General features: G+C 60.0%; 23 protein-coding genes. 14 read left to right on the forward strand and 9 right to left on the reverse strand.

Translation table 11 applies throughout. From position 1 onward, the window contains the following. The first annotated feature begins 5 nt into the window (after positions 1–5). The 5 genes from BT119_RS19645 (at position 6) to BT119_RS19665 (ending at position 4,163) form a co-directional block, all read left to right on the forward strand. Positions 6–767: an SDR family NAD(P)-dependent oxidoreductase gene (locus tag BT119_RS19645; protein ID WP_072366748.1), complete on the forward strand. Its 762-nt coding sequence runs from the start codon at positions 6–8 to the stop codon at positions 765–767. 127 nt (positions 768–894) lie between these two features. After that, the gene (locus BT119_RS19650) at positions 895–1,644 is read left to right on the forward strand and encodes an SDR family NAD(P)-dependent oxidoreductase (RefSeq protein WP_003363672.1); all 750 of its coding nucleotides are present in this window, start codon (positions 895–897) and stop codon (positions 1,642–1,644) included. 22 nt (positions 1,645–1,666) lie between these two features. Beyond that, entirely contained in the window at positions 1,667–1,966 is a 300-nt protein-coding gene (locus tag BT119_RS19655) for a hypothetical protein (RefSeq protein WP_003431302.1), read from the forward strand. Further along, positions 1,963–2,970 (forward strand): CobW family GTP-binding protein, encoded by a 1,008-nt coding sequence (locus BT119_RS19660; protein WP_024662650.1) that lies wholly within the window; start codon positions 1,963–1,965, stop codon positions 2,968–2,970. Before BT119_RS19655 ends, BT119_RS19660 begins: the two co-directional genes overlap by 4 nt. After that, positions 2,967–4,163: an ABC transporter substrate-binding protein gene (locus tag BT119_RS19665; RefSeq protein WP_046719058.1), complete on the forward strand. Its 1,197-nt coding sequence runs from the start codon at positions 2,967–2,969 to the stop codon at positions 4,161–4,163. Before BT119_RS19660 ends, BT119_RS19665 begins: the two co-directional genes overlap by 4 nt. A gap of 183 nt (positions 4,164–4,346) precedes the next feature. On the opposite strand, the gene BT119_RS19670 is transcribed toward BT119_RS19665, so the two are convergent. Then, on the reverse strand, positions 4,347–6,770 hold the full coding sequence (locus tag BT119_RS19670) for a glucose/quinate/shikimate family membrane-bound PQQ-dependent dehydrogenase (protein ID WP_024662567.1): 2,424 nt from the start codon (positions 6,768–6,770) through the stop codon (positions 4,347–4,349). 443 nt (positions 6,771–7,213) lie between these two features. On the opposite strand from BT119_RS19670, the gene BT119_RS19675 reads away from it, so the two are divergent. Together BT119_RS19675 and BT119_RS19680 are read left to right on the forward strand one after the other, a co-directional pair. Further along, positions 7,214–7,441: a VF530 family protein gene (locus BT119_RS19675; protein WP_003363662.1), complete on the forward strand. Its 228-nt coding sequence runs from the start codon at positions 7,214–7,216 to the stop codon at positions 7,439–7,441. Between the two features lie 52 nt (positions 7,442–7,493). Continuing rightward, on the forward strand, positions 7,494–8,153 hold the full coding sequence (locus BT119_RS19680; RefSeq protein WP_003363659.1) for a Pr6Pr family membrane protein: 660 nt from the start codon (positions 7,494–7,496) through the stop codon (positions 8,151–8,153). 15 nt (positions 8,154–8,168) lie between these two features. Here the strand turns inward: BT119_RS19680 and BT119_RS19685 are convergent, their stop codons facing one another. The 4 genes from BT119_RS19685 to BT119_RS19700 form a co-directional block, all read right to left on the reverse strand. After that, positions 8,169–8,936, reverse strand: coding sequence for a siderophore-interacting protein (locus tag BT119_RS19685; protein WP_072366752.1), 768 nt, complete (start codon positions 8,934–8,936; stop codon positions 8,169–8,171). Continuing rightward, a complete protein-coding gene (locus BT119_RS19690) occupies positions 8,933–9,523 on the reverse strand; it encodes a PadR family transcriptional regulator (RefSeq protein WP_003431287.1) in 591 nt (196 codons plus the stop codon). Before BT119_RS19690 ends, BT119_RS19685 begins: the two co-directional genes overlap by 4 nt. Positions 9,524–9,610: 87 nt before the next feature. Continuing rightward, positions 9,611–12,730 carry a biosynthetic peptidoglycan transglycosylase gene (locus BT119_RS19695; RefSeq protein ID WP_175550597.1) on the reverse strand — a complete coding sequence of 1,040 codons (3,120 nt, stop codon included), beginning with the start codon at positions 12,728–12,730 and terminating at the stop codon, positions 9,611–9,613. 172 nt (positions 12,731–12,902) lie between these two features. After that, on the reverse strand, positions 12,903–13,616 hold the full coding sequence (locus BT119_RS19700) for a hypothetical protein (RefSeq protein ID WP_072366757.1): 714 nt from the start codon (positions 13,614–13,616) through the stop codon (positions 12,903–12,905). Between the two features lie 403 nt (positions 13,617–14,019). Between BT119_RS19700 and BT119_RS19705 the strand changes: the two genes are divergently transcribed. Further along, positions 14,020–14,769: a hypothetical protein gene (locus BT119_RS19705; protein WP_054082184.1), complete on the forward strand. Its 750-nt coding sequence runs from the start codon at positions 14,020–14,022 to the stop codon at positions 14,767–14,769. 332 nt (positions 14,770–15,101) lie between these two features. Here the strand turns inward: BT119_RS19705 and BT119_RS19710 are convergent, their stop codons facing one another. Further along, the gene (locus tag BT119_RS19710; RefSeq protein ID WP_003363647.1) at positions 15,102–16,232 is read right to left on the reverse strand and encodes an OpgC domain-containing protein; all 1,131 of its coding nucleotides are present in this window, start codon (positions 16,230–16,232) and stop codon (positions 15,102–15,104) included. A 294-nt stretch (positions 16,233–16,526) separates the two neighbouring features. Here BT119_RS19710 and BT119_RS19715 point away from each other — a divergent pair, with 294 nt between their 5' ends. The 3 genes from BT119_RS19715 (at position 16,527) to BT119_RS19725 (ending at position 18,458) form a co-directional block, all read left to right on the forward strand. Next, on the forward strand, positions 16,527–16,808 hold the full coding sequence (locus BT119_RS19715; protein ID WP_003363645.1) for a type B 50S ribosomal protein L31: 282 nt from the start codon (positions 16,527–16,529) through the stop codon (positions 16,806–16,808). Positions 16,809–16,959: 151 nt separating this feature from the next. Then, positions 16,960–18,051, forward strand: coding sequence for a D-alanine--D-alanine ligase (gene ddlA / locus BT119_RS19720; RefSeq protein WP_003431276.1), 1,092 nt, complete (start codon positions 16,960–16,962; stop codon positions 18,049–18,051). Next, positions 18,048–18,458 carry an NUDIX hydrolase gene (locus BT119_RS19725; RefSeq protein WP_058416675.1) on the forward strand — a complete coding sequence of 137 codons (411 nt, stop codon included), beginning with the start codon at positions 18,048–18,050 and terminating at the stop codon, positions 18,456–18,458. Before ddlA ends, BT119_RS19725 begins: the two co-directional genes overlap by 4 nt. Positions 18,459–18,528: 70 nt before the next feature. Here BT119_RS19725 and metR read toward each other — a convergent pair whose 3' ends face one another. After that, on the reverse strand, positions 18,529–19,446 hold the full coding sequence (gene metR, locus BT119_RS19730; RefSeq protein WP_003431263.1) for a transcriptional regulator MetR: 918 nt from the start codon (positions 19,444–19,446) through the stop codon (positions 18,529–18,531). Positions 19,447–19,552: 106 nt separating this feature from the next. On the opposite strand from metR, the gene BT119_RS19735 reads away from it, so the two are divergent. From BT119_RS19735 to BT119_RS19745, 3 genes are all read left to right on the forward strand, one after another. After that, positions 19,553–20,287, forward strand: coding sequence for a uroporphyrinogen decarboxylase/cobalamine-independent methonine synthase family protein (locus tag BT119_RS19735; RefSeq protein WP_003363637.1), 735 nt, complete (start codon positions 19,553–19,555; stop codon positions 20,285–20,287). 123 nt (positions 20,288–20,410) lie between these two features. Then, entirely contained in the window at positions 20,411–21,403 is a 993-nt protein-coding gene (locus tag BT119_RS19740) for an alpha/beta fold hydrolase (RefSeq protein ID WP_054082112.1), read from the forward strand. A gap of 67 nt (positions 21,404–21,470) precedes the next feature. Further along, positions 21,471–22,118, forward strand: a complete 648-nt coding sequence (locus tag BT119_RS19745; RefSeq protein ID WP_072366761.1) for a DsbA family oxidoreductase — start codon at positions 21,471–21,473, stop codon at positions 22,116–22,118. 180 nt (positions 22,119–22,298) lie between these two features. Here the strand turns inward: BT119_RS19745 and BT119_RS19755 are convergent, their stop codons facing one another. Together BT119_RS19755 and BT119_RS19760 are read right to left on the reverse strand one after the other, a co-directional pair. Continuing rightward, on the reverse strand, positions 22,299–23,627 hold the full coding sequence (locus BT119_RS19755; RefSeq protein WP_072366763.1) for a two-component response regulator AauR: 1,329 nt from the start codon (positions 23,625–23,627) through the stop codon (positions 22,299–22,301). Positions 23,628–23,637: 10 nt separating this feature from the next. Beyond that, entirely contained in the window at positions 23,638–25,545 is a 1,908-nt protein-coding gene (locus BT119_RS19760) for a two-component sensor histidine kinase AauS (RefSeq protein WP_072366765.1), read from the reverse strand. Positions 25,546–25,573: the final 28 nt, after the last annotated feature.

Below are 25,573 nucleotides of genomic sequence, written 5' to 3' on the forward strand. Positions count from 1 at the left end.
AGCACATGATGCGTAAAGTTGCAGTGATAACCGGTGCCGCCAGCGGCATCGGTCAGGCGCTGGCAGTGGCGTTTGCCCGCCAGGGTGTGGCGGTGGCAGGCGGGTTCTATCCGGCTGACCCGCATGATCCGGACGAAACCCGCAGGCTGGTGGCGGAGGCGGGCGGCGAATGCCTGATGCTGCCGCTGGATGTGACCTTCACCGAATCGGTCGATGATCTGGCCGCGCAGGCAGTCAAGGCGTTTGGCCGCATCGACTATGCGGTCGCCAATGCCGGGCTGTTGCGCCGCGCGCCGTTGCTGGAAATGACCGACGAGCGCTGGAACGAGATGCTCGACGTGGACCTGACCGGCGTGATGCGTACCTTCCGCGCCGCCGTCCGGCACATGGGTGAGGGCGGGGCGCTGGTGGCGATTTCCTCGATTGCCGGTGGTGTGTATGGCTGGCAGGACCATGCCCATTACGCAGCGGCCAAGGCCGGCGTGCCAGGGCTGTGCCGGTCACTGGCGGTGGAGCTCGCCCCGAAGGGCATCCGTTGCAACGCGGTGATTCCCGGCTTGATCGAGACGCCGCAATCGCTGGACAGCAAGAACTCGCTGGGGCCGGAAGGTCTGGCGCAGGCGGCCAAAGTCATCCCGCTGGGCCGTGTCGGTAGAGCGGATGAAGTCGCTGCGCTGGTGCGTTTTCTATGCAGCGATGAAGCCAGTTACCTGACCGGGCAAAGCATCGTGATCGACGGTGGCCTGACCGTGCGCTGGCCCGAGTAGAGCGATTCGGATCGGCAGCGAGCCTGCTCGCGAAGCGTTCAGTACAGACGCTGGGAATGGCGTGTCAGTGACTGAGCGTTCGCGAGCAATACGCAGTGATCCCCAAACCAACCGAGGAACCCGACCCATGCAGCAACTCAAACAAAAGCGGGCAGTGATCACCGGAGCAGGCAGTGGCATCGGCGCAGCCATCGCTCGCGCCTATGCGGCTGAAGGCGCGCGTCTGGTGCTGGGCGATCGAGACGCCCACAGCCTGGCGAAGATCGCTGCAGAGTGCCGTCAGCTGGGCGCTCAGGTTCAGGAGTGCGTGGCCGATGTCGGCAGCACCGACGGCGCGCAAGCCAGCGTCGATGCCTGTGTCGAGCAGTTCGGAGGTATCGACATTCTGGTCAACAACGCGGGCATGCTGACCCAGGCGCGTTGCGTCGACCTGACCCTCGATATGTGGAACGACATGCTGCGCATCGACCTGACCAGCGTCTTTGTGGCCAGTCAGCGTGCATTGCCGCACATGATTGCCCAGCGCTGGGGGCGCATCATCAATGTTGCTTCGCAACTGGGCATCAAGGGCGGTGCCGAACTGACCCATTACGCCGCCGCCAAGGCCGGGGTGATCGGTTTCAGCAAATCCCTGGCGCTGGAAGTCGCCAAGGACAACGTGCTGGTCAACGCCATTGCACCCGGCCCTATCGAAACCCCACTGGTCGCCGGGATCAGCAGCGCCTGGAAAACCGCCAAGGCCGCCGAGTTGCCATTGGGCCGCTTCGGTCTGGCCGAGGAGGTCGCCCCGGTGGCGGTGCTGCTGGCCAGCGAGCCAGGTGGCAATCTGTTCGTCGGTCAGACCCTGGGCCCCAATTCCGGCGACGTCATGCCATGAGCAAACAGCTGGAGAACACCTGATGTGTGGATTGTGCGGGCTATTGGGTGAAGACGTGCACTGGAGCGATCCGCTGGCTGCAGAACTGCCCCGGCGGCGTGAGCGCTTGCGGCGTATTGCTGCAATCAACAAGGTGGTCGCGCCGTTTCGCCTGAAGGTCGAAGATTTTCAAGGCGTTTCCTATCTCCTGCTCGGGGCCACCGGCAAGCAGGAACTGGCGACCGGGCTGGAACAGCTCTGGCAGAAAGCCGAGTTGCTGATCGGCCGGCCGCTGGACCCGCTTGATTCACGTCTGCTCGATCATCTGCAGAGGTCATCATGAGTATTGCCCTGAACGTGATTACCGGCTTCCTCGGCAGCGGCAAGACCACGTTGCTCAAACGCCTGCTGGCCGATGAAAACATGGGTGACACCGCGCTGCTGATCAACGAATTCGGCGATGTGGGTATCGATCATCTGCTGGTTGAAGAGGTCGCACCGGATACCGTGCTGTTGCCCAGCGGCTGTGTCTGCTGCACCGTCCGCGGTGAATTGAAAGACGCGCTGCTCGGTCTGCTGGAGCGGCGTAATCGAGGTGAAATTCCTGCATTTCGCCGGGTGATTCTGGAGACCACCGGCCTGGCCGATCCGGCCCCGATTCTCACCACGCTGAGCAACGACCCGCAATTGCGCGGGCGTTTTCACATCGGTCTGATTGTCACGCTGGTGGACGCTTGTCACGCGACGCTGCAAGAGCGTCTGCATCCGGAATGGCTGGCGCAGGTCGCGGCGGCGGATCGTCTGCTGTTGAGCAAAACCGATCTGGTCGATGAGTCGGTACTGGATGGCCTGCGCGAGCATCTGCAAGCGCTGAATTTTTCTGCGCCATTGCTTGATACGGCGGAGGTCCACAGCGGCGATCAGTTGCTGCTGGGCGAGGGCATGCGCAGCGACGAACCGGCCGCTGAAGTGACCCGCTGGCAACTGCATCGGGTGCTGTCGACTTCCGCGCGGCATGGTGATGCGCAGGTCTGTTGCCTGACGTTCGAGCGCCCTCTGGACTGGGTCGGCTTCGGGGTGTGGCTGTCGATGCTGTTAAGATGCCACGGTGAACGAATCCTCCGCGTCAAAGGGCTGCTCAACGTGAACGACAATCAGGCTCCCATCGTGATTCATGGTGTGCAGCATTGCCTGCATGCGCCGGTGCATCTTGCCGCCTGGCCGGGCGAGGATCGCACCTCGCGGCTGGTGTTCATCCTGCGCGGTCTCGATCCCGATCTGCTGCGTCGTTCGTTCGACGTCTTCTCTGGCAGTTTCGCGCCACCGCTCAACGAGTCGGCAGCATGACCATCACCTTGCGCGTGCTGGGCACCTCCGTGACCCTGCTGGAGTCTTTGCGTGAGCGGGCCGAGCAGGAACTGGGGATCAAACTGATCTACCAGATTCATGACGTGCAAACCGCGCAACGCATCGCGGTCATGCAACCAGACAGCTACGACCTCTACGACCAGTGGTTTCATAACGTGGATTTCGTCTGGCCTGCCCGGGCGATTCAACCCATCGACACGCGGCGCATCGCGCTGTGGCACGAAATCAACGACTTGCCCAAGCAGGGCCGTCTGCGGCCTACCGACCAGCCAGGCAGCGGCAGTGTGCCCAGCGAGCGTTTGTTCGTGCAGCACGACGGCAGTCTTGGCAGCGCGGTGACCGAGCGCATCAGCATGTTGCCGCTGACCCACAACGCCGACAGCTTCGCCTATCGTCCCGAGCGCTTGCCGGAGGGCTTGAGCTCTGCGGACGAAAGCTGGGGCTGGCTGCTCGACCCGGTGTGGGGCGGGCGCATCGCCTTGCAGAGTGACGCGGCCATCGGCGCATTGGATGCCGCGCTGGCGGTGCAGGGGGCGGGGCTGGCGAGCTTCAAGGACATCGGCAACATGAGCATCGAAGAAATCGATCGGCTCGCTGATGTGCTGGTGCGCAAACAGCAGCAAGGGCATTTTGGTGCGTTCTGGTCAGGCGACGAAGAAGCCGCCGAACTGATGCTCAGCCCGAACATCGACATTCAGAGCCTCTGGTCACCGACCCTGGTCAGGCTGCACCGTGCGGGGGTCAAGTACCGTGTGGCGGTGCCCAAAGAAGGTTATCGCGGCTGGTTTGGCGGGCTTTCCCTGTCACGCCACGCCAAGGGGCCGGTGCTGGATGCGGCGTACGCGTATCTCAACTGGTGGTTGTCGGGCTGGCCCGGCGCAGTGATGGCGCGGCAGGGCTACTACATCGGCAATCCGGCACGCAGCCGCGATCACCTCAGCGCTGCCGAATGGGATTACTGGTACGCCGGCCTGCCTGCGCGCGAACAACTGCTCGGCAGCGACGGCTTGCCGCTCATCGACGCCGGAGAAGTCCGCGACGGCGGCTCCTACGAAGAACGCATGGGCCATATTGCCGTGTGGAATTCGGTCATGAACGAGCACAACTACCTGGTCCGCCGCTGGAGCGACATCCTGCGCGCCAGTGACAAAAGCAGCGCCAAGGCACGCTAGTCAGTCGCACTGGAGAGAGGACGCATAGCGTCCAGAACGGCATTCCCACGCTGGAGCGTGAGGAGCGATAGTCGTCTGCCGCAACCCTGCCCGGTAGCTGGATCAACCGGGATCCGGCTTCAGTGGCGACAAAAAAAAGCGGCTACCTCTCGGTAGCCGCCGTTCATTGACCTCAGCAACGCATCACTTCGGCAGTTTGAACGCCATCACGTAGTCACCCTGTTTGGTGCCCAGTGAGCCGTGACCGCCCGCAACGACCAGCACGTATTGCTGACCGTCCTTGCCGGTGTAGGTCATCGGCGTGGTTTGCGCACCTGCGGGCAGGCGGGCTTCCCACAACTGCTTGCCGTTACGCACGTCATAAGCACGCAGGTACTGGTCAAGCGTAGCGCTCATGAACGCCAGGCCGCTGGCGGTGGTGAACGTACCACCCAGGCTTGGAACGCCCATGGTCAGCGGGAGCGGGATCGGCGAGCTGTCGCGCACGGTACCGTTCTTGTGCATCCAGATGGTCTTGTGGTTGGTCAGGTCGACCGCCGCCACATAACCCCACGCGGGTGCCTGGCAAGGCAGGCCCATCGGCGACAGCAGTGCTTCCAGGATCACACCATAAGGCGCGCCCTTGTTCGGCTGTACGCCTTCGGTTTCGCTCTTGCGGCCCGGGCCGCCTTCAACTTCGGCAGACGGTACCAGCTTCGAACGGAAAGCCATGTAGTTAGGATTGACGAAGGCGATCTGACGCACCGGGTCGACGGAAATACCGCCCCAGTCGAACACGCCGAAGTTACCCGGATAAACGATCGAACCCTGCAACGACGGTGGCGTGAACGGACCATCGTAGCGCAGCGACTTGAAGTCGATCCGGCACATCATCTGGTCAAACGGCGTCACGCCCCACATGTCGCGCTCCTTGAGCGGCGGCGGCATGAAGTTCAGGTCGGACTTGGGCTGGGTCGGCGAGGTGTGATCGCCCGCGACAGCGCCTTGCGGGACCGGCACTTCATTGATCGGCACGATCGGTTTGCCGGTGCTGCGATCCAGCACGTAGATGCTGCCCTGCTTGGTCGACGCCAGCACTGCGGGTTTGACGCCGTCAGCGGTTTTCATGTCCAGCAGCGTCGGCTGACCGCCCACGTCCATGTCCCACAGGTCATGGTGAGTGAACTGGTAGTCCCAGCGCACGCGGCCGGTAGCGATGTCCAGTGCAACCAGGCCCGCGCTGTACTTCTCGGACTCTGGCGTACGGTCGCCGCCCCACTGGTCAGGGGTCTGGTTACCCATCGGCAGGTAGATCATGCCGAGCTTTTCATCGACGCTGAACATGGACCACATGTTCGGCGAGTTGCGGGTGTAGATCTTGCCTTCGGCAATCGGTGCAGTTTCTTCCGGATTGCCGCTGTCCCAGTTCCACACCAGACGGCCGGTGTGCACGTCATAGGCGCGGATCACGCCGGACGGCTCGTCCATGGAGACGTTGTCAGTGACGTGGCCACCGATAATCACCAGGTCCTTGGTGACCGCGGGTGGCGACGTGGAGTAGTAGCCGCCCGGAGCGAAGGTGCCCATGTTGGCGGTCAGGTCAACCGAACCCTTGTTGCCGAAGTCTTCACACATCTTGCCAGTATCGGCGTTCAGCGCGATCAGACGGGTGTCGGCAGTCGGCAGGAAGATTCTGCGCGGGCAGGCAGCACTGGCAGTGGCCGTGCCGTCAGCAGCCGGGACCGTCGGGCTTTGCGCCGGGGCGCTGGCGGCGTAGGCAGCGTCGTCATGATAGGTGACGCCACGGCAGGTCATGTGCGCCCAGCCCTTGAAGTTGGCAGCGTTCTGAGTGCTGAGCTTCGGATCGAAGCGCCAGATTTCCTTGCCCGAATCCGGGTCAAGCGCGATCACCTGGCTGTGCGGCGTGCACACATAAAGCATGCCGTTGACCTTGAGTGGGGTGTTCTCGGCAGTCGTTTCCCCCGGATCGTTCGGCCCCGGAATGTCACCCGTGCGATAGGTCCAGGCCGGCTCCAGCTTGTTGACGTTTTCCGGCGTGATCTGCGCCAGCGGCGAGTAACGGTCACCGAAGGCGGTGCGGCCGTAGGACTGCCAGTCGCCGTCAGGCATGGCTGGGGCGGTGTTGGTCGTGCCAGCCGTCTCGCGGTCCAGCTGGCCTTCGATACGGCCCGGGTTGGTGAACTGGCTCGCCAGCGCGGTCAGGCCGGCCAGCACCACAGCGATGCTCAATGCACCGGTGCCCATGCGTGCCGGACCGTTGCGCAGCAACGGTCTGCGGAACCATGGCAGCAGCAATACGATACCCAGTGCGAACCACAGCGCCAGGCGTGGCACCAGTTGCCACCAATCGAGGCCGACTTCCCACAACGACCATACAGTGCTCGCGAACAGCAGCAGTGCATAAAGGCCCAGCGCAGCCGCACGTCCGGTGATCAGCAACACGCCGGTCACGGCGAAGCCGATACCGGCCAACAGGTAATACAACGAGCCATCCAGTTGCAGCAGTCGGGCACCACCGACCAGCAAGGCCAGCCCCATCAACAGGATCACCAGCCCGAGCAGGGTCGGCAACAGGCGATTTCTATTTGAAGCACCGTCAGTGCTCATAATGCGAATCTCCGCGAGAAGTAAGTAATTGAAATCTTGTTTTTAAGCATCGCCTGCCCTGGCGCCATTCCTTGAAGCTGCTTGTTGAGACGAATCGCCGACGGTGGAATTAAACCGTCAGGCAGAGCGCGGCTGCACGTTCGGCTGGCGCGGTCGTTGAGTCGTAGACCATTACCGCCCGAATTCGTGCATAGGCTTTTTGTCCGAAGGAACATCTGCAGAAGGGGGAATCTTCAATCCTTAACCCGGCAATGATAGGGCGCTAACGATTTTTCTAAAAGCGAAAAACCTGACATGGATCATTGCAACGCCGGCAACAGTGCTGCAGGTCGACGGTGTTTTATGAAAGCGCGGCGCTTACAATGGCAGACTTTCGGGAAGCACCTGCGTACTCCAGAGATCCGTTCAGGTTCGTCTCTTCTTATTTCGTTGCAAGGCTCATCATGACAACACCCAATTCCGACCCGTTGCACGGCGTCACGCTGGAGCAGATCCTCAGGGCGCTGGTCGAACATTACGAATGGTCCGGCCTCGCCGAACGCATCGATATTCGCTGCTTCAAGAGCGATCCGAGCATCAAGTCCAGCCTGACCTTCCTGCGAAAGACACCCTGGGCGCGGGAAAAGGTCGAAGCGCTGTATGTGAAATTGCATCGCAGCAAGGGCTGGTAACAGGCCCGCCAGACAGTCCGGCATGGACGCCGGCACGCAAGGATACCGATTGATGCTCAGTGAACATCCACAACCTGCGCAGGGACAGCGCTATTACGCCCTTGTGGCCGCTTGTCTCGGCTGGTCGGGATTGGTGATTCAGCTTTACCTGATCCTGATTGGCCGTTATGCCGATCACGCCAGTCTGCTGGGTGGGCTGGTGCGCTTTTCAAGTTTTTTCACCGTACTGACCAATACGCTGGTAGCGGTCGCCCTGAGTTGCGCGCTGACGACACGGCAGTCGGCAGGCCACCGGTTTTTCCGGCATCCGGTGGTGTGTGGTGGCATTGCGGTGAGTATTGCGCTGGTGGGCATCGCCTACAACATTCTGCTGCGCCACTTGTGGCACCCGGAAGGCTGGCAGTGGGTGGCCGACGAACTGCTGCACGACATAATGCCGCTGGCGTTCGTGCTCTATTGGTGGCTGTACGTGCCCAAGGGCACGCTGCGTCTGAGCCATGTAGTGCTCTGGGCGATCTATCCGATCGTCTACTTCGCCTATGTCCTGCTGCGTGGCCACATGTTCGGTGATTACCTGTACCCGTTCATCGATGTCGGCACGCTCGGTTTCCCGGCGGCATTCATCAACGCGCTGGGCGTGCTGCTCGGTTTCGTGCTGATCGCATTGGTGCTGCTGGCAGTTGATAAACGGGCGTCTCGTCGTACCCGGTGAGTCGCCAGGTCCTGCTCATTCTTCAGTGCTGTCCAGCTTCCAGTAACCGGCGGCCTTGACGAAGTCCTCTTCCAGGCCGAACTCGTCGAGCAGCACACGACGTAACTTGCGTGACAGCGCGGATTCGGTCGCGACCCAGGCGTACAGCTTGCCCTCGGGCATCTCCAGACGACGCGTGACGTCCAGCAGACTCTGTTCGCCGCGTACGATCCAGATCACGTCGACCTGTGCGGCACTGTCGAACACCTGCTGTTCCTGCGGGGTGGCGACTTCGACCACCACCAGCGCAGCACGATTGGCGGGCAGCGATTCAAGGCGTCGGGCGATGGCCGGAATGGCTGTTTCGTCGCCGATCAGCAGGTAGCTGTCGAACATGTCCGGCACCACCATCGACCCCTTTGGCCCGGCGATGTGCAGGAATTGCCCGGGCGCTGCCTGCGCGGCCCAGGTGGCCGCCGGGCCTTCGCCATGCAGAACGAAATCGATATCCAGTTCCCCGGTTTCTTCATCGTAGCGACGCGGTGTGTAATCGCGCATCGGCGGGCGCGGCGTGTCCTTGTCGCCGGCAGGGTTCAGGTTTTCCAGCGCGGCCTGCTCTTCTGCCGTTTGCGGGAAGAACAGTTTGACGTGGTCGTCGGTGCCCAGGCTGATGAAACCCGCCAACTCCGGCCCCTGCAAGGTAATGCGGCGCATCAGGGGTGTCAGTTCCTTGACCCGCACCACCTGCAGCTTGCGACGCTTGATTTCATGCATGACGCGATGGATTGACTGGGGCGAATTCATGCCGACTCCTCCGAGGCAGGTTGAGGCCCATCGACGACAGCCTTGGCCGTGCTGTTGAGCAGTTCGCTGACGCGCAAAATCTCTTCCGGGCTCCAGCGGCCATGGTGCATCTGCAGCGCGTGGCGCAGGTTGTGCACCGCTTCGTGGATTTCCGGCGGACGATCGTGGCCGCGCAGTGAGCGCTTGCTGACATCGATGCGCATGCGCACACCTTCCAGCGCCACGGCCTGATCTTCCAGGGATTGGCGACCCGCATCGGTGATGGTGTAGAGCTTCTTGCCGGCCTGGGCGTCGCCGACCACCATTTCGCTTTCTTCAAGAAACGTCAGGGTGGGGTAGATAACGCCGGGGCTGGGGCAGTACGCACCCTCGAACAGACCTTCGATCTTGCGGATCAGGTCATAGCCGTGGGCGGGCTGTTCGGCGATCAACGCCAACAGCAGTAATTTCAGATCGCCAGGGGCGAAAACCCGAGGGCCACGTCCACCGCGTTCACGGCCCGGGCGTTTTTCAAAGCCGTCGCGATCTTCACCTGGTTCACGAAGATGCGGCGGACGGTGGTGGGGAGGGTGTTTATCTTCACGCATGTTTTTGCTCTCTGGTTACAAGTTAGATATACCTTAAGATATATCTTTTTGTAATCACAGAGCTGGCAGACGAGCGGTCATTGCCGGTCAGACACCCTTGGGCGGATCGGCAAGCGGGGCGTTGCACATCGCCTGTCCGTGGTTCTCCAGGTACGGCGTCAGGATCGGTGCCATGCCTTTGAGCACCTGCACCGGCAACGCCGAGGTGAAGCGAAAGCCCTCGGCAGCACGTCCCGGCACAAACGCCGTCAGCGCGCCAAAGTGGTTGTCGCCGATATAAAACACAAAAGTCGCCGTGCGGTTGATTGCCCTTGAGCTGAGAATACGCCCGCCCGCACCGACGCTTTCGATCCTGTTGTCGCCGGTGCCGGTCTTGCCACCCATCGCCAGCACACTGCCGTCCTGCATCTTGAACGTGCCTTGCACGCGTTTGGCCGTGCCGCCATCCACCACTTGCGACAAGGCCTCGCGCATTGCCGCTGCGACCTCCGATGGCAACACACGCTTGCCCAGTTCCGGGTTGATGCTCAGTTGGGTGTCGTAAGGCGTATCGGCAGCAAAGTGCAGACTGTCGATGCGCACCGCAGGCAGGCGGATACCATCGTTCTGGATGATGCCGATCAGCTCGGCAAGCGCCGCCGGACGGTCTCCCGAACTGCCGATAGCCGTCGCCAGCGAAGGCACCAGATGGTCGAACGGATAACCCACGCGCTGCCAGCGTTGCTCGATGTCCAGAAACGCTTCGACCTCCATCATGGTCCGCACACGGCTGTCGCGAGCGCCTTTGTGGCGACTCTTGAACAGCCAGCCATAGACTTCCTGACGCTCGAAACGACTGGCGGCCACTGCGTCCTTGAACTGCGCGTCCGGGTGTTTGAGCAGGTAGCCTACCAGCCACAGTTCCAGCGGATGGACGCGGGCGATGTAGCCTTGATCGGGCAGATCATAAGTGCCCGGTCCGTAACTCTTGTACAGCTCGGCAAGACGTTTGTCGGTGAGTTTCGAGCTCGCCCTGGGCTCGTCCAGGTGGGCGCGGATGAACGCGTTGAATGTGCCCTGATCAGCGCCCGGCAGCAGATAACGGTGCACCGCAGCCAGACGGATCGCCGTCGGGTGAATGCCGTCGAGGAAGGTGTCGAGTCGCTCCTGCGTGGTCTTTTCCTTGTAGCGTTTCCAGAAGCGCAGCAGGAATACCGTGCCTTCGCGGTCGGCAAACTGCGCCAGGTATTCCTGGCGGCGCGGGTTGTCATCATCCTTGAGCAGCTCGGCGCTGTTGTTGGGCGCCTGATAGGTGCTGTAGCGAACGACATCGCGCATCAGGCGGATGAACGGCAGGTTGATCGACTCACGCAGCGACTCGCGCAGGGTTGGAATCCGCTCGTTGTCTTCGCGCCGGAAATTATTGAAACGGTGCATGCCGCCACCGGTGAAGAACGCTTCTGCGGGGCTGGCCGAATAGGTGCGGTCGAGTGCAGCCGACAGCATCTTTGCCAGGTCATGGTCCTTGTTCAGCAGCAGATAATCCACCGCCCAGCGGGTCAGCCGATCCGGTTCCTCGACAGGGACTTTGCGCAATTGCGCAGGGTTCAAGCTCGCATAGCGCCCATGCAGTTCGGCGATGATCTCCAGATACGTCGTCAGCACGCGCATCTTCGCCGTCGAGCCCAGCTCCAGCTTGCTGCCTTCGTTGATATCGAACGGCTGATCAGTGCTGTCGGTCTGGACCCTGACCCGCGAGCCGTCCACGCCGCGTTCAAACAGCGTGAAGCTGTAGCGCACCTGTGTTGTGCTGGCCGGAGTCAACAGGCGCTCGCCCATCAACCCGATCCTTGCGGCAAATTCAGGGTTGGCCAGGTCGCGCAGGTACTGGCTGACGCTGCGCTGCAATTCGCCATGCAGGGTGCTGGTGGCGGACAGGTCAAGACGGTCCAGATCGTAGAGCGGGCGATTGAGCAGATTCGACAGGCGAGTGCGCGCGACACTGATGCCCTTGTTGGTTTCGATGGGCTGCAGGGTCGGTTGCTGCGCCCAGTCGCGGTAGATGACCTGGGCTGCCAGCGCGGCATCGGCCAGCGGTCGGTCGATGACGTTAGCCTGGGCCAGCAACCGAATGTGGCTGTCGGTCAGCTCTGCCAATTCCTGGCGGCCCTTGGCTAGATAGTGCGACGGACGACGCTGGGCGATTACCAGTGAGAGCACTTCACGCAGCGCCAGCGCCTTGTCGGCCAGTGCCTGTTTATCGCCGGGATTAGAAGCCAGTATCTCGTTGGTTTTGCCGAAGTCTGCGCCGAACCACACCCGCAGTCCTTCAGCCAGACCATGCACTTCGCCATGCCCTGGCACCGCAGACAGCGGCACGCTGTTCAGGTAGTCACGCACCACCCGCTGGCGCACGGCGAGTGTCTCGGTCCCCGGCTGATAGGCGCGAACGCTGGCGGAAATCATCTGCCGCAGCTTTTCAGAACCCGACAGCGTCAGCCCGTCTGGGGAGTGACGGTATTTTTCCAGCTGAGTGGCCAGCGTGCTGCCCCCAGCCGACTGGCCGGGGAGGGCAAACATCTTCGCCAGTTGCGACCAGGCGGCTTTGACAAAACGTGGCCAGTCCACCGCAGGGTTGGCCATGGGCTGCTGCGGATCGAGCAGGTCACGGTTTTCGATGAACAGCAGGCTGTTCACCAGCAATGACGGAATGGCGGCAAAGGTCGGGTAAAACTGCTGTGGGTATCTGAATTCGTACAGCGGCTCGTTTCGGCAATCGGTGATCGACAGCCCGGCCTGGGTCTTTTCCTCGTAAGGCACGAAAAATCCATGCCGGACGTAACGCAACAGTTCCGGGGAAAAGCGGGTCTGGCGCGTGATCACGTAGTCGCGTTTGAGCAGGCGCGACAGGAATTCATCCATGGATGAATAGCCCAGGCGCCGGTCGAACGGCCCGTCACCGGGATACACCACGTCATGACTAGGTCCGGGCTGCATCGAGTAACCCAGGCTCGCGGCAAAGCGGCTGAATTCGCGCGCCTGAAGCCTGGAGGTTCTGCTCTCCACGGCCACCGCAACGCCCAATGCAACCCCGGCCAACACCACCACGACCCAGAACACCCGCCATCCGTATCGCTTGCGACGCGGATATTTGGGCGTACGAGGATCATCCTCACGATCAGCGGATAGCGTCTCTTGCTTGCTATCGGAATGCCGAAATGCGCCCATAGTCGATTGTCCGGTCATCCTGTCAAAGCACCTGACCCAAGCTTAGACGCTGGATGGGATTGTGGGAGGGAATTGTCTGGTGGTTTTCGAGGGAGGATGGCGCGCAGCGGGGATGAGCGTCATGAACTAATCCCACTGCAGCCACACATGAACTGCAGTGGCGCTGGCTTGATCAGACGTGAAGATCAACCAACGGTTTGCGCTCTTCTTCACGCTTCGGCGCATTGCGCTCGATCTGGTAAATGATCGTGTCCATGAAGTTGCCAATGTGGTTGCGGCTGAAGACCTGCCCGTAGTCGATAACCTTGCTGTAATTCTCAAGGTTGAGTGTGTGCTGGTTGCCGAATTTCTCCGTGTAGTGATCGAGTAACGTCATCACAATTTTTGCGTGCGCACGCAGATCCTCCTTCAGTTGTTGACGTTCGTTCAGCTTCTCGGTCAGGTACGCGAACTCTGCCGGGGTGAGCACATCGTCTGGGTCGGTCACTTGGATTTCCTGATTAAAACCCAGCGTGAAGCCGAAGTGCTTATTTGACAGCTCCGTATTAAGGTAAAAAAGCTGCTGCTTGAAATCGTGAAAATTGTCGTACATACGGCATAGGGTCTTGTCAAAATCTTTAGTTAAGTCACCCAGGTATGTACTTCGGAGTAGGTTCGATATCTCTTCAGACATACTTTCCAGCATAACCCGTCCTGCCGCCGACGTTTTGTAGTCGGATAACCAGGGTGTTTCCTCGGTGGTATAGAACTCAGCGTTCGGATCACGCACGTTATCACGCGCCTGAGGAATGTTGATTGGCGGAGCAGCAGGTGAGGTGAGGGAACTTGAGCCCGAGAGAGTGCGCTGTTGATTTTGTGATGCAGAAGCTAAAGGGTTGATATGCATGCTAAGCGCTCTTTGGTGTCAATGATAACTAGCTAGCGGCAGACCTTCGCAAAACTTTGCCTGATAAGTGTGTAGGATTTTTCCTAGACTGCAGTGGTGATTATTTTTTGTAGGAAGTTTCCTTGATTTTAATGTGAGGGTTGACCAGGTGCCTAACTTTCTATTGCGTTAATTTTGTCAGTGGCAACCTGCCTCTGCATAATCTGCGAGAATACCTATGAATACTTATGGAAGAAAATGTGTTGGTTTTTGCTTGTTGTCCATTTTCGTGATAATGGCATCGGCCTCCGACGCTCATGCCAATAAAGGTGCCGAGGACCCGGTCGGTGCATCAAGTCATGAAACCAACGAGGCCGTTGCGGCTGAAGCTGTGCAAGAAATTTCCGAGCCAAGATTTACCGTCATGCTGGATAAACTACACTCGGTGGCAGATGTGTTGACAGATAAACACCCCGTCCACTACTACGGCTTTGTCTCGCACCGTGGGCAAGATGTATTGCTCTATACACCTGTCGGTGATCCGGTCACTAACGAGTGGAAGACCGAGTATTACGAAAATGGTGAATGGGTTGCTCAGACACTTGAGACCAAGGTTTTTAAAGATCTGGCTCCTGGGGCTGAAGTGATCATCAGGGTCACGCCAAGAAACTCACTGGTAGGTGGCAGGCTTCCATACACTGTCAGATTTGGGTCCTATCCTGTTCTAAAAAGCTATGAGCTGCTCGACGAACCGGGAGTGATAAGAATTCCAAGTGGATATACTAACCCTGGTTGGTTGGCAACGCAGATTTATAAAGAAGCTCTGCTTGAGGTGAGGTTTAGCGATACTAAAGGTACGCCATTGGAAGGCGGTATGGCTATTTTGGATCTGAGCTTTGGTGAAAAAGACGCCTCGATCAGGCATATTCTGGTTAGTGGTGCTGATGGGTTCGCCTCTGAGCGCATTGAGTTCGGACGTTGCTATGGAGGTACGGAGGCCCAAGATTTTGTCCACACGCAAAGGGGGTTCAACACTTGGAGAAGTAACTATAGAGTGGCTCGCTACTTCGTAAGTAATTTCTCTTTAGGGCCCATCACGGCGACCCCTCATATTTTTTACATGGGACACATCTGCACACAAACCGTTGTGCGAACTGTTGCTCCTCGCGGTTAACGCCTAACTCAGCCTGGCGAATCATTTGTCTCGCCAGGCTGATGTCTCATACTGCCAGGGAAATAGACGAGGAATCTGGTTTTTCAGCATTGCTTCAGACTCGCTGTATCCATTCGTCATGCCTTTTGTACGATACTATTCATGAATTTGCTGTAGCCGATCATGTTATGAGAATTACTGATGTCCAGATTTATATTAGCCGACAAATATTTTATGAATTCGGTGTGGGTATCTTGTTGATCTCATACCGAATAGCGGCCAGTTCCTGAAAAACTTGGTCTGATAAACCAGTAGGACATTTCCGAGACGGGCGTGCAAATGTGACGTTGTTCTCAAGTAGTTAACAGGCGGGGCGATTTCCCCAGCCGCTTATTCAACTCCAGCCCATTGGCCATCAGCATCATTAACCCCAGGCCGACAATCGCGGTCGTCACTTGCATGGGCCATGTATCGCCTGCCAGTGCATTGGCCATGTCTGCCAGTGGCGCCAGCAATACGCCCAGACAGAAGACTTCCAGCGAATAGCGGCCCATGCGGCAAGTCTGGCGGGCGGGCCAGTTTTCGAGCCAGGTGTTTGAGGTTGGCAGCAGTCGGGCGACGACGTAGACCAGTGCAAGGAAGTGCAGCAGGCGCGCGGGTGCCAGGTCGGTTTTGCTGATGGGGTACAAGGCGTCGAGGTGCAGGGTCGAGACTAGCGCGCTGTGCAGGCCGGGCCATTTTTCACTGAAGGTCAACATTCCGGCAATCACCACGTAGGCGGCGGCCACCATGAACAAGGGTTGTTGGCGTAACGGAGGGTGCTTAACTGTTATGGCTGTTTCGCTGCGCAACGCGCACGCACCGCCGAGCACGAACAGCAGCTGCCAGGCGACCGGGTTGAAGTACCAGACACCGCCGCCTTCGTAGGCGCGCAGGTTCCAGCCGAATAACGGCACCATCAGGTACAGCGCAATCGACAGGCCGACGGCCACTTCGAGTTTGCGCAGCATCAATGGCAAGGTCAGCGGCAAGGTCAGCAACAGCACGATATACAGCGGCAACGGGTCGGTCAGGTTCGGCTTGAAGCGCAGCAGCAGTTCATCAGCCAATGCCTGTTGCGGGTTGCCGACGAAGTATTCAAGGCCCATCTGCTGGACCATGTCGCGCGTCTCGACATGATTGTTGGCGAAGAAGACGATGCCCATCAGCAGGGTCAGCAGAAAGATATGCACCACATACAGCACCCAGGTCCGGCGCAGGATTCGCACACCAGCCACCAGCATGCCGTCACGTCGAGCGATCCGCCCGTAGGCCAGGATCGAGGCGTACCCGGCGAGGAAAACGAAGATTTCCGCTGCGTCGCTGAAGCCGAAGTTGCGTACGGTCAGTTGCGCCAGGGGATTATCCGGCACGTGATCCCAGAAGATGAAGATCAGCGCCAGGCCGCGAAAGAAGTCGATTCGATGATCGCGTCCGTTAGTCATAACGGTGGACTCTTGAAAGTGCTGATGAGTAAAGATAGGCCACAGAGGCTCAGGTTCCAGACCGGCGACCAGTGACGTTCGGCGGCGCGGCAGGGTGCCGCTAATCGAGGGCAATTGCAAAGGCGCGCTATTACAGAATGTCTCTGGCTCAGGCGTTCCGATGGCTTCACGCCGACCGCTGCACCGTGTGCGTGTTCGATCAACCTCACCAATGATGCCAATCAACAGCAATCATTCTCATCTTCCGTTATGTTACTGTATAACTATTGCAGTCAACTCACTGGAGAGATCACGATGAAACCCGATATCCATCCTCAATACCGCACCGTGCTGTTCCACGATACCGCTGCCGACGTTTACTTCCTGATCGGCTCCACCGTAGACACAGACCGCACGCAACAGCACACCGACGGCACTACCTATCCTTACGTTGCACTCGACGTTTCCAGCGCCTCGCACCCGATGTACACCGGGCAGCAGCGCAAGACCACCACCGAAGGCCGGATCGCGGGCTTCAACAAGCGTTTCGCCACCTTTGGCTCGACTGGCAAGAAAGAAACCGCAGCCGCTCAATGAGCGGTCTGACCTCCCGGTCGTGGGCATTTCGTATGGATTGCCCACGACCGGGATTTTTTTGTCTGAATTTCAGGCCTGCGACCAATCATCTACTGGACTAACAGCCGACATTGCTTTTATCTTCGCGGCCTGAAAAACAGGAGTAACCGCTTTGAAAAAGTCAGTCGCCATCGTTTTCGGTGGGCAATCCAGCGAGCATGAGGTTTCGTTGCAGTCGGCACGCAACGTGATCAATGCGATTGATCGTGAACGCTATGCGCTGACCCTGATCGGCGTCGACAAGCTGGGCCGCTGGCTGCATTTCGACGAAGCCGATTACCTGCTCAACGCCACTGATCCTGCACGGATCAAACTGAGCGCATCAGGCAAGCCGTTGTCCTTGCTGCCGGGCAGCATCGGCGGGCAGTTTGTCGACGTCGAGTCAGGTCAGCCACTGGCTGCCATTGATGTGGTATTCCCGCTGATCCACGGCGCGTTTGGCGAAGACGGTGCGTTGCAGGGTGTGCTGCGCATGCTGGCCGTGCCCTTTGTCGGCGCCGATGTGCTGTCCTCTGCGGCCTGCATGGACAAGGATGTGACCAAGCGTCTGCTGCGCGATGCGGGCATAGCCGTCGCGCCGTTCAGGGTCCTGTCGCGTGGAGAGAGCCTTTCTTTCACCGAAGCTGCCGACCAATTGGGGCTGCCAATGTTCGTCAAGCCGGCCAACCAGGGTTCATCGGTGGGCGTCAGCAAGGTGTCCGACGAGGCTGGTTTTGCGGCGGCACTGGCGCTGGGTTTCGAGTTCGATCATAAGCTGCTGATCGAGCAGGGCATCGTCGGCCGGGAAGTGGAGTGCGCCGTATTGGGTAACTTCGATGCGCAGGTCAGCGTCTGTGGCGAAGTGATTGCCAACGATGAATTCTATGCCTACGACACCAAGTACCTGAACGGCGATCAGGCGCGCATCGCTATCCCCGCCGAGCTGCCCGCCGATCTGAGTGATCAGGTGCGTGACGTCGCGTTGCAGGCTTACAAGGTGCTGGGCTGCGCAGGGCTCTCGCGGGTCGATTTTTTCGTCACCGAAGGGCGCGACATCATCATCAACGAGGTCAACACGCTGCCGGGCTTCACCTCGATCAGCATGTACCCCAAGCTCTGGCAGGCCAGCGGTCTGTCGTATGCCGAGCTGATCCATCGCCTGATCGTTCTGGCGCTGGAACGGGCTGATCAGGCGCGGCTGCTGAAAACGGAGATCTTCGCATGAAGATCATCCGCATCGCGGCGGCGCTGCTGATCGGCGCAGACGGCCGGACCCTGCTGGTGCGCAAGCGCGGTACCCGGGCCTTCATGCAGCCGGGCGGCAAGATCGAGCCCGGTGAACCGGCACCGCAGGCGCTGGCCAGAGAACTCGAAGAAGAGCTCGGGCTGATCGTCGATCCGGCGCAGGCAGTGTTTCTCGGTGAGTTCACGGCACCCGCCGCCAACGAGCCTGGTTTCGAGGTCAACTGTCAGTTGTATGAGGTCAGGACCGACGCCCAGGCAGTGCCTGCCGCCGAGATCGAAGAAGTGCTGTGGGTTGACGCGGACAGTCATGCGGGTTTGCAACTGGCTCCGTTGACCCGCGATCTGATCCTGCCGCTGTATCTTCAGCGGCAGGCTGCACGCAGCTGAACGGCGCAGTCGTCCTGCATCGCGGTGCAGGACGGCACTGTCAGCGAACCCTATTTCAGCGAATCAGGTGTCAGCGAACCACACTCACCCCGTCGAGCGTCGAAAACGAGGTGTCCTTAGCGGTCAGCAGGAAATCGCGCATGTACGGTGCGTCGAGCATGTCGGCGCGAATGCCGGCATACAGCGTTGCGAACAGCCCTTTCTCGCCCAGGCGCTTGGCCTTCACATAGCCGCGTGAGCTGTATTCATGCAGCGCCCAGTGCGGCATGCCGCAGACCCCGCGCCCGCTGGCGACCAGTTGCATCATCATCACCGTCAGTTCTGATGTTCGTACCTGTGCCGGTTCGATGTCGGCGGGTTCCAGAAAGCGCGTGAAGATATCCAGCCGGTCGCGTTCCACCGGGTAAGTGATCAGCGTTTCAGTCAGCAAGTCTTCCGGGACGATGTAAGGCCTGCTTGCCAGCGCGTGTTGATTGGCCACCGCCAGCATCGCTTCGTAGGTGAATAGCGGCACATAGGTGATGCCGGGCAATTCCAGCGGGTCGGAGGTCACCACCAGGTCCAGATCGCCACGCGCCAGGGCAGGCAAGGGTGCGAACGAGAAGCCGGAAGACAGGTCCAGTTCCACCTCGGGCCAGGCATCGCGGAACTGGTCGATGGTCGGCATCAGCCACTGAAAACAACTGTGGCACTCGATTGCCATGTGCAGCCGTCCCGCCGTGCCACCCGCCAGTCGAGCGATGTCGCGCTCGGCACTGCGCAGTTGCGGCAGCATGGAGTCGGCCAGTTGCAGCAGGCGCAAACCGGCGCTGGTAAAGCGCACCGGTTTGGTCTTGCGCACGAACAGCGGCATGCCCATGCGCTCTTCCAGCTCCTTGAACTGATGGGACAGCGCCGACTGCGTCAAATGCAGGCGCTCGGCTGCTTCCACAAGGCTGTCGGCCTCGCGCAGGGCATGCAGGGTTTTGAGGTGGCGTATTTCAAGCACGTTCAGTGCTCCATGAGCAGTATTTGTGATCAACACGAAAAAAATGAGTTTGTCTCATGTTGTGTCAGCTGTCGACAATAGGCCCATCTTTTATGGAGGACGCATCGTGGCCCTGACTCAACACCCTGACTATTTTCACATTGGCGCAGACCGTGAATTGCAGCACGCTCTGCAGGCTTTCTGGAAACAGGATCAGGGTGTTGCGACAACTGATGCCGAACTGCGCAACTGGCTGATGGCGCGTTACCCGCAGCAGGTGCCACACCTGAAACGCGACCAGCGTTTTCAGCCCGCTTGGGCCCCGCTGCTGGCGAGCGTCGCCGAAGCGTGCGAGCAAGGCCGCAAACCTGCGTTGATCGGTCCTCTGACACTGCTCTGGCTAAGTGACGTTCAGGGTGACGAAGTGGATCGCCTCGACCTGCTGGAGCATCTGCTGCCGGTGTATGGCGAGATCTTCGGGCGTCTGGCAGCGCGCGGTGTCGAGTGGATTCAGATCGACGAACCGATCCTGGCGCTCGACCTGCCGCTGGCATGGAGCAACGCCTTCGAACGTGCCTATCACATTCTTCAGTATTCGCCGTTGAAGAAGCTTATTGGCCTCTATCACGGTGACCTGCGGCCCAACCTGGGTGTCGCGGCCTTGCTGCCGGTTGCAGGGTTGCATCTGGACAGCGTGACCGAACCGGAGCTGCTGGCCCCGGTGTTTGATCGTTTGCCGGTTTATAAGGTTCTGTCCCTGGGCGAGTGCGATACGCATTCGAACTGGCATCAGGAATCGCTCCTCGAAGCGCGCGCCCGTTTTGGGGAAAATCTGATGGTGGCGGACCAGGTCGCTGCGTAACGCAACACCCGATTAACGACCGCTCAGCGCCATTCATCAAACTGTCACGCAAGTGTGGCAGCGCGCTTGGGGAAACATCATCAGACTCGCGGCCTACTGGGGATCTGTTTTTTGGTGTTTTTCATGCGGGTTTTAATTTTTCTGGCCGCGCTTCTGTGCGGCTTGCCGTCTTTTGCGGCCGATCGTTGTGATACCGATGTTCCTGTACAGATGGCTGACCTCAAGGAAGTGCGGATTGCCTACCAGAGTATTGGTAGCGAGTCCGACCCTGCCTTGCTGTTGGTGATGGGGCTGGGCGGGCAGTTGATTCACTGGCCGGACGAGGTCGTGGTCGCGTTGTGTCAGCAGGGCTATCGGGTCATTCGCTACGACAATCGCGATGTGGGTCTGTCTTCTTGGGTACAACAGCCAGCGGATGCCAATCTGACGTTCGAAGTGCTGCGTTATAAACTTGGCCTGCCTGTCTCGGCACCCTATTCGTTGACTGATATGGCCGACGATGCGCTGGGGTTGATGGATGCATTGCAGATTCGTCAGTTTCACGTGTTGGGCGCGAGCATGGGCGGCATGATCGCTCAGCATCTGGCTGATCTGGCGCCGTCGCGGGTCGAAAGCCTGACACTGATCATGACCAGTTCCGGTGCGCAGGGTCTGCCCATGCCCAGTGCCGCGTTGATGCAACTGCTGGCGCGGCGCGGCGCGCCCAATCGGGAAGTGGCGATCGAGCAGCAGGCCGATTTGCTTGCAGCGCTGGGCAGCCCGCAGGTCAAGGATGATCGCCAGCAACTGCTGCATCAGGCGGCCGTTTCCTATGACCGGGCGTTCAATCCCGAGGGCGTGAAACGCCAGATCATGGCGATTCTGGCCGAGCCCAGCCGCGTGGAACTGCTGAACCGTCTGCGTCTGCCGGTACTGGTGGTTCATGGTACGGCTGACCCGCTGTTGCCGGTCATGCATGGCGTGCATGTGGCCGCGCACATTCAGGGCAGCCAACTGCGCCTGATTCCGGGTCTGGCACACCGTTTTCAGGAGGCCTTCAAGGCGCCGTTGCTTGGTGCAGTGCTGCCGTACCTGAAAGCCCAGCATGAAGACGGTCGCAACCTGGCTCAGTTGTAAGTCTGCCTGGTTGTCAGGCATGGGCAGAGGTGTATCGTGTGGCCTTTGCTTACCGAAAAGGGCCGACATGACAACTGCACTGAAGATCGACTTCATCTCCGATGTTTCCTGCCCCTGGTGCGTCATTGGCCTGCGCGCGCTGGATCAGGCGCTGGAGGCACTGGGGGATGAGGTGCAAGCGCACATTCACTTCCAGCCTTTCGAGCTGAACCCGAACATGCCTGCCGAAGGGCAGGACATCAAAGAGCACATCGCCGAAAAGTACGGCTCCACGCCGGAACAGATCGAAGGTATTCACCAGACCATCCGTGAACGCGGTGCTGAACTCGGCTTCACTTTTGCCAGCGGCGAGCGGCGTATCTACAACACGTTCGATGCCCATCGACTGTTGCACTGGGCCGAACAGCAAGGCAAGCAGCACGCGTTGAAGCAGGCGTTGTTCGAGGCCTATTTCAGTGACCTGAAAGACCCGTCCAGTCACCAGACTCTGGCGGATGTGGCGCAGAAGGTCGGCCTGGACCGTCTGCGTGCTCAGGCCATCCTGGACAGTGACGAGTACACCTCCGAGGTTCGCGAGGCCGAGCAGCTCTGGACGTCTCGCGGTATCACCTCCGTGCCGACCATGGTCTTCAACGACCAGTACGCCGTCTCGGGCGGTCAGCCGGTCGAGGTATTCGTCAGCGCAATCCGCCAGATTATCGGTGAATCGCAGTGACGTACTGCCCGTGCGGGATCGGACGCAGCGCGTCCGGAAGGCATGCCCACGCGGAGAATGGGCACGACAGGTGTCTTGAGGACGCCTATCGTTCCGCACGCTCCAGCGTGGGAATGCAGTGGGTCACGCTCTGCGTCACAGATCTGCGCTACGCCGCACGTTCAGGATCTGGCGCAGTGCTCAAAGCCCGTATTTCTTGACCTTGTCAAACAGTGTGGTCTTGGCCATGCCCAGTTCCTGACTGGCCTGGCTGAGGTTGCCGCCGCTGCGTTGCAAGGCGTCGCCGAGCAACGAGCGCTCGAAGGCTTCGACCGCTTCGGCAAATCCCAGGCTCTGGTTTTCACTGACCGTGCCTGACTGCTTGAACGCTGGCAGGCCAAGGGCAAAGCGTTCAGCCACGTTGCGCAGTTCGCGTACATTGCCCGGCCAGTCGTGGCTCATCAGGTTCGAACTGGTCTGTTGATCCAGCATGGGCGGTTCGCGGTCGAAGCGTAACGACGACAACTGCAGGAAGTGTTCGAACAGTTGCAGAATGTCTTCGCGGCGCTCACGCAAGGGCGGCAGTTCAAGCGTGACGACGTTCAGGCGGTAATACAGGTCGCTGCGGAACTGATTGGTCTTGCCCAAGGCATTCAAGTCGGATTTGGTTGCCGCTATGACCCGACAATCCACGGCGACGCTCTGGTTGGAACCCAGCCGTTCGAGGGTTCGCTCCTGCAGGACGCGCAACAGCTTGATCTGCAGATTGACCGGCATGCTTTCCACTTCATCGAGAAACAGCGTGCCGTTGTGCGCGTGTTCGATCTTGCCGATGCGCCGTTTGCCCGCGCCGGTGAAGGCGTTGGCTTCATGGCCGAAGATTTCCGACTCGAACAGGCTTTCCGCCAGCCCGCCACAGTTGAGCGCCACGAACTGGCTGTCCTTGCGCCGACTGAAATCGTGCAGGCAGCGCGCGACCAGTTCCTTGCCCGTGCCGGTTTCGCCTTCGATCAGTACGTTGGCCGAGGTGTCGGCGACGTTGGCAATCAACGCACGCAGGTTTTGCATGGCCGGGGAGCGGCCGATGATCCGGCCCTCCAGCGAATCGCGCTCGGCGAGTTGCTTGCGCAACGCCCACACTTCACGGGCCAGGCCGCGTTGTTCCAGTGCGCGTCGGGTGACGTCCACCAGACGCTCTGGAGAAAAGGGTTTCTCCATGAAATCGTAAGCGCCATCGCGCATAGCGTTGACGGCCATGGTGATATCGCCATGGCCGGTGATCAGCACCACCGGCAGGCTGCTGTCACGTGCCTTGAGACGGCTCAGCAACGCCAGGCCGTCGATGCCCGGCAAGCGAATGTCGCTGATGACGATACCGGCGAAGTTGTCACCGATGCGCTTTAGCGCCTCTTCAGCGCTGGCAACGCCTTCGCTGGCGATGTCCTCCAGCGCCAGGGCCTGCTGGCAACCGAGCAATACATGCGGATCGTCTTCAACGATCAGGACAGTCAGGTCGCTGTTTATGCTCATGGGTGTCGTCTCATGTCGGGCTGTCCGGGTGGCGGGCATAGGGGATAAACGGCAGGCTCAGGACAAACGTCGTACCGCCGTCCTGCGGATGCTCTGCGCTCAGGCTGCCTCCGGCTGCGGCGGCAAGGCTCGCCGACAGCGTCAGGCCCAGCCCCAGGCCTTGTTCGCCCGGTTTGGTGGTGAAGAAAGGTTCAAACAGATGCTTGCGCGCCTCGGCGTCGACGCCGCGCCCGTTATCACGTACCCGCAGACGGTATCGGCCGTCGACAACCGATCCGCTGAGCCATAACTCCGGTTGCGGCAGGTCGAACATGGCGTCCAGTGCGTTGCCGATCAGGTTGACCAGAATCTGTTCCAGGCGGGTCTGGTCGATGGTCAGGGTGGCGTCGACGAAGTCTCGATGCACTATCAGGCCGGACTGCTCCAGACGCACGCTCAGCAACTGCGCCGCCGCATCGACAGCCTTGCTCAGTTGCGCCTGGCCCTGATCGTCGCCGCGTCTGGCGAATGCGCGCAGGCTGGCGGTGATGCGGCCCATGCGGTCGACCAGGTCATTGATGGTACGCAGGTTGGTACTGGCGGTATCCAGCGCACCTCGTTCCAGAAAGCGCACGGTGTTGCCGGACAAGGTGCGCAGTGCGGCCAGAGGCTGGTTCAGCTCATGCGCGATGCTGGTCGACATCTGGCCGATGGCTGCCAGCTTGCCGGCCTGTACCAGCTCGTCCTGCGCCTTGCGCAAAGTGTCTTCGGCCTGCCTTCGTTCACGAATCTGCGCCTTGAGGCGTTCGTTGCTGGCCCGCAGGTGTTCGGTGCGCTCGGTGATCTTGCGTTCCAGTTCGTTGTTGGCCGCCTGCAGCGCTTCCCTGGCAGCAAGCCGGGTCGAGATCACTTTGCGCCGCTCGTTCCAGGCAATCAGCAGAAAGGTCACCAGCGCGCAGGCCACGGCGACCAGCATGCCCTGGTTGGCCGCTTCACGGCGCAGATCCTCCAGCGGAGTAAGCAGTGTCAGGTGCCAGGCGGTGTCATTCAGCGGGCGGCTCTGGGCCAGATAACTGACCTTTTTGTGTTCGCGGTCGACACTGATGTTGGCGGGGAAAACCAGTGTTTCGACGCCTTCAGACAAGGTTTCCCGTTCCAGTGGCACCAGTTCGTTGAGCGGCCACCAGTAATATTGCAGGCTGCGAGCCAGGCGCTCCTTGATCTCGGCAGTGAGCGGACGTACTGATTTCAGACGCCGAGCCGGGTCGCTGGAGAGGATGATGATGCCATTCTCGTCGCTGACAAATGCCTCCAGGCGCGCCCGCTGCCAGCGTTCTTCAAGTGCTTCGAGGCGTACCTTGATCACCGCAACGCCGATGATGCGGCCTTTGTCTTCCAGCCCATGCGCCAAGTAATAGCCCGACTCACCGGTGGTGGTGCCGATGCCGTAAAAGCGCCCGGGCAGGCCGCGCACGGCATCCTGAAAGTAGGCACGGAAAGACAGGTCTTCGCCCTGATAACTGTCGGCGTCACGCCAGTTGCTGGTGGCCAGCACACGTCCGGTGGTGTCCATTACGTAAATGGCACGGCTGCGGCTGCGTCGATTCAGCCCTTCGAGGTAGCGGTTGACCTGCTGCTGAAGCTCGGGTCCCGGTTCGTTCAGCAACTGCGACACGCTGGATTCCAGTTCCAGCACGCTGGGCAGGTAGGTGTATTTGCTGATTTCGCTCTCGACCGTGCGGGCGTGCAGCTCCAGCTGGCGTTCGCCGGTTTCGCGCAGTCCCTTGATGGCGCTGTGTTCACTGACCAGATAGGCGATATAGCCCAGCCCGATCATTAGCATGAGGATCAGCGGCGGTAGGAACAGTTGGCGGATCAGACGGGGTTTCACGGCGAGTGATGGCGGGGCGGCGCGATAAAGAGTGGGGTCGCATTTCATCACAGTCGTCCTGGACCGAACAGCTGCC

This window comes from Pseudomonas sp. NFACC10-1 (assembly GCF_900119195.1).
Lineage (GTDB): Bacteria > Pseudomonadota > Gammaproteobacteria > Pseudomonadales > Pseudomonadaceae > Aquipseudomonas > Aquipseudomonas cerasi.

What these genes read in the sequence shown, in the direction of transcription:
- BT119_RS19645 (WP_072366748.1), top strand. Translation starts at nt 6, where the DNA reads ATGATGCGTAAAGTTGCAGTGATAACCGGTGCCGCCAGCGGCATCGGT.
- BT119_RS19650 (WP_003363672.1), top strand. Translation starts at nt 895, where the DNA reads ATGCAGCAACTCAAACAAAAGCGGGCAGTGATCACCGGAGCAGGCAGT.
- BT119_RS19655 (WP_003431302.1), top strand. Translation starts at nt 1,667, where the DNA reads ATGTGTGGATTGTGCGGGCTATTGGGTGAAGACGTGCACTGGAGCGAT.
- BT119_RS19660 (WP_024662650.1), top strand. Translation starts at nt 1,963, where the DNA reads ATGAGTATTGCCCTGAACGTGATTACCGGCTTCCTCGGCAGCGGCAAG.
- BT119_RS19665 (WP_046719058.1), top strand. Translation starts at nt 2,967, where the DNA reads ATGACCATCACCTTGCGCGTGCTGGGCACCTCCGTGACCCTGCTGGAG.
- BT119_RS19670 (WP_024662567.1), bottom strand. Translation starts at nt 6,770, where the DNA reads ATGAGCACTGACGGTGCTTCAAATAGAAATCGCCTGTTGCCGACCCTG.
- BT119_RS19675 (WP_003363662.1), top strand. Translation starts at nt 7,214, where the DNA reads ATGACAACACCCAATTCCGACCCGTTGCACGGCGTCACGCTGGAGCAG.
- BT119_RS19680 (WP_003363659.1), top strand. Translation starts at nt 7,494, where the DNA reads ATGCTCAGTGAACATCCACAACCTGCGCAGGGACAGCGCTATTACGCC.
- BT119_RS19685 (WP_072366752.1), bottom strand. Translation starts at nt 8,936, where the DNA reads ATGAATTCGCCCCAGTCAATCCATCGCGTCATGCATGAAATCAAGCGT.
- BT119_RS19690 (WP_003431287.1), bottom strand. Translation starts at nt 9,523, where the DNA reads ATGCGTGAAGATAAACACCCTCCCCACCACCGTCCGCCGCATCTTCGT.
- BT119_RS19695 (WP_175550597.1), bottom strand. Translation starts at nt 12,730, where the DNA reads ATGGGCGCATTTCGGCATTCCGATAGCAAGCAAGAGACGCTATCCGCT.
- BT119_RS19700 (WP_072366757.1), bottom strand. Translation starts at nt 13,616, where the DNA reads ATGCATATCAACCCTTTAGCTTCTGCATCACAAAATCAACAGCGCACT.
- BT119_RS19705 (WP_054082184.1), top strand. Translation starts at nt 14,020, where the DNA reads ATGCTGGATAAACTACACTCGGTGGCAGATGTGTTGACAGATAAACAC.
- BT119_RS19710 (WP_003363647.1), bottom strand. Translation starts at nt 16,232, where the DNA reads ATGACTAACGGACGCGATCATCGAATCGACTTCTTTCGCGGCCTGGCG.
- BT119_RS19715 (WP_003363645.1), top strand. Translation starts at nt 16,527, where the DNA reads ATGAAACCCGATATCCATCCTCAATACCGCACCGTGCTGTTCCACGAT.
- BT119_RS19725 (WP_058416675.1), top strand. Translation starts at nt 18,048, where the DNA reads ATGAAGATCATCCGCATCGCGGCGGCGCTGCTGATCGGCGCAGACGGC.
- BT119_RS19740 (WP_054082112.1), top strand. Translation starts at nt 20,411, where the DNA reads ATGCGGGTTTTAATTTTTCTGGCCGCGCTTCTGTGCGGCTTGCCGTCT.
- BT119_RS19745 (WP_072366761.1), top strand. Translation starts at nt 21,471, where the DNA reads ATGACAACTGCACTGAAGATCGACTTCATCTCCGATGTTTCCTGCCCC.
- BT119_RS19755 (WP_072366763.1), bottom strand. Translation starts at nt 23,627, where the DNA reads ATGAGCATAAACAGCGACCTGACTGTCCTGATCGTTGAAGACGATCCG.
- BT119_RS19760 (WP_072366765.1), bottom strand. Translation starts at nt 25,545, where the DNA reads ATGAAATGCGACCCCACTCTTTATCGCGCCGCCCCGCCATCACTCGCC.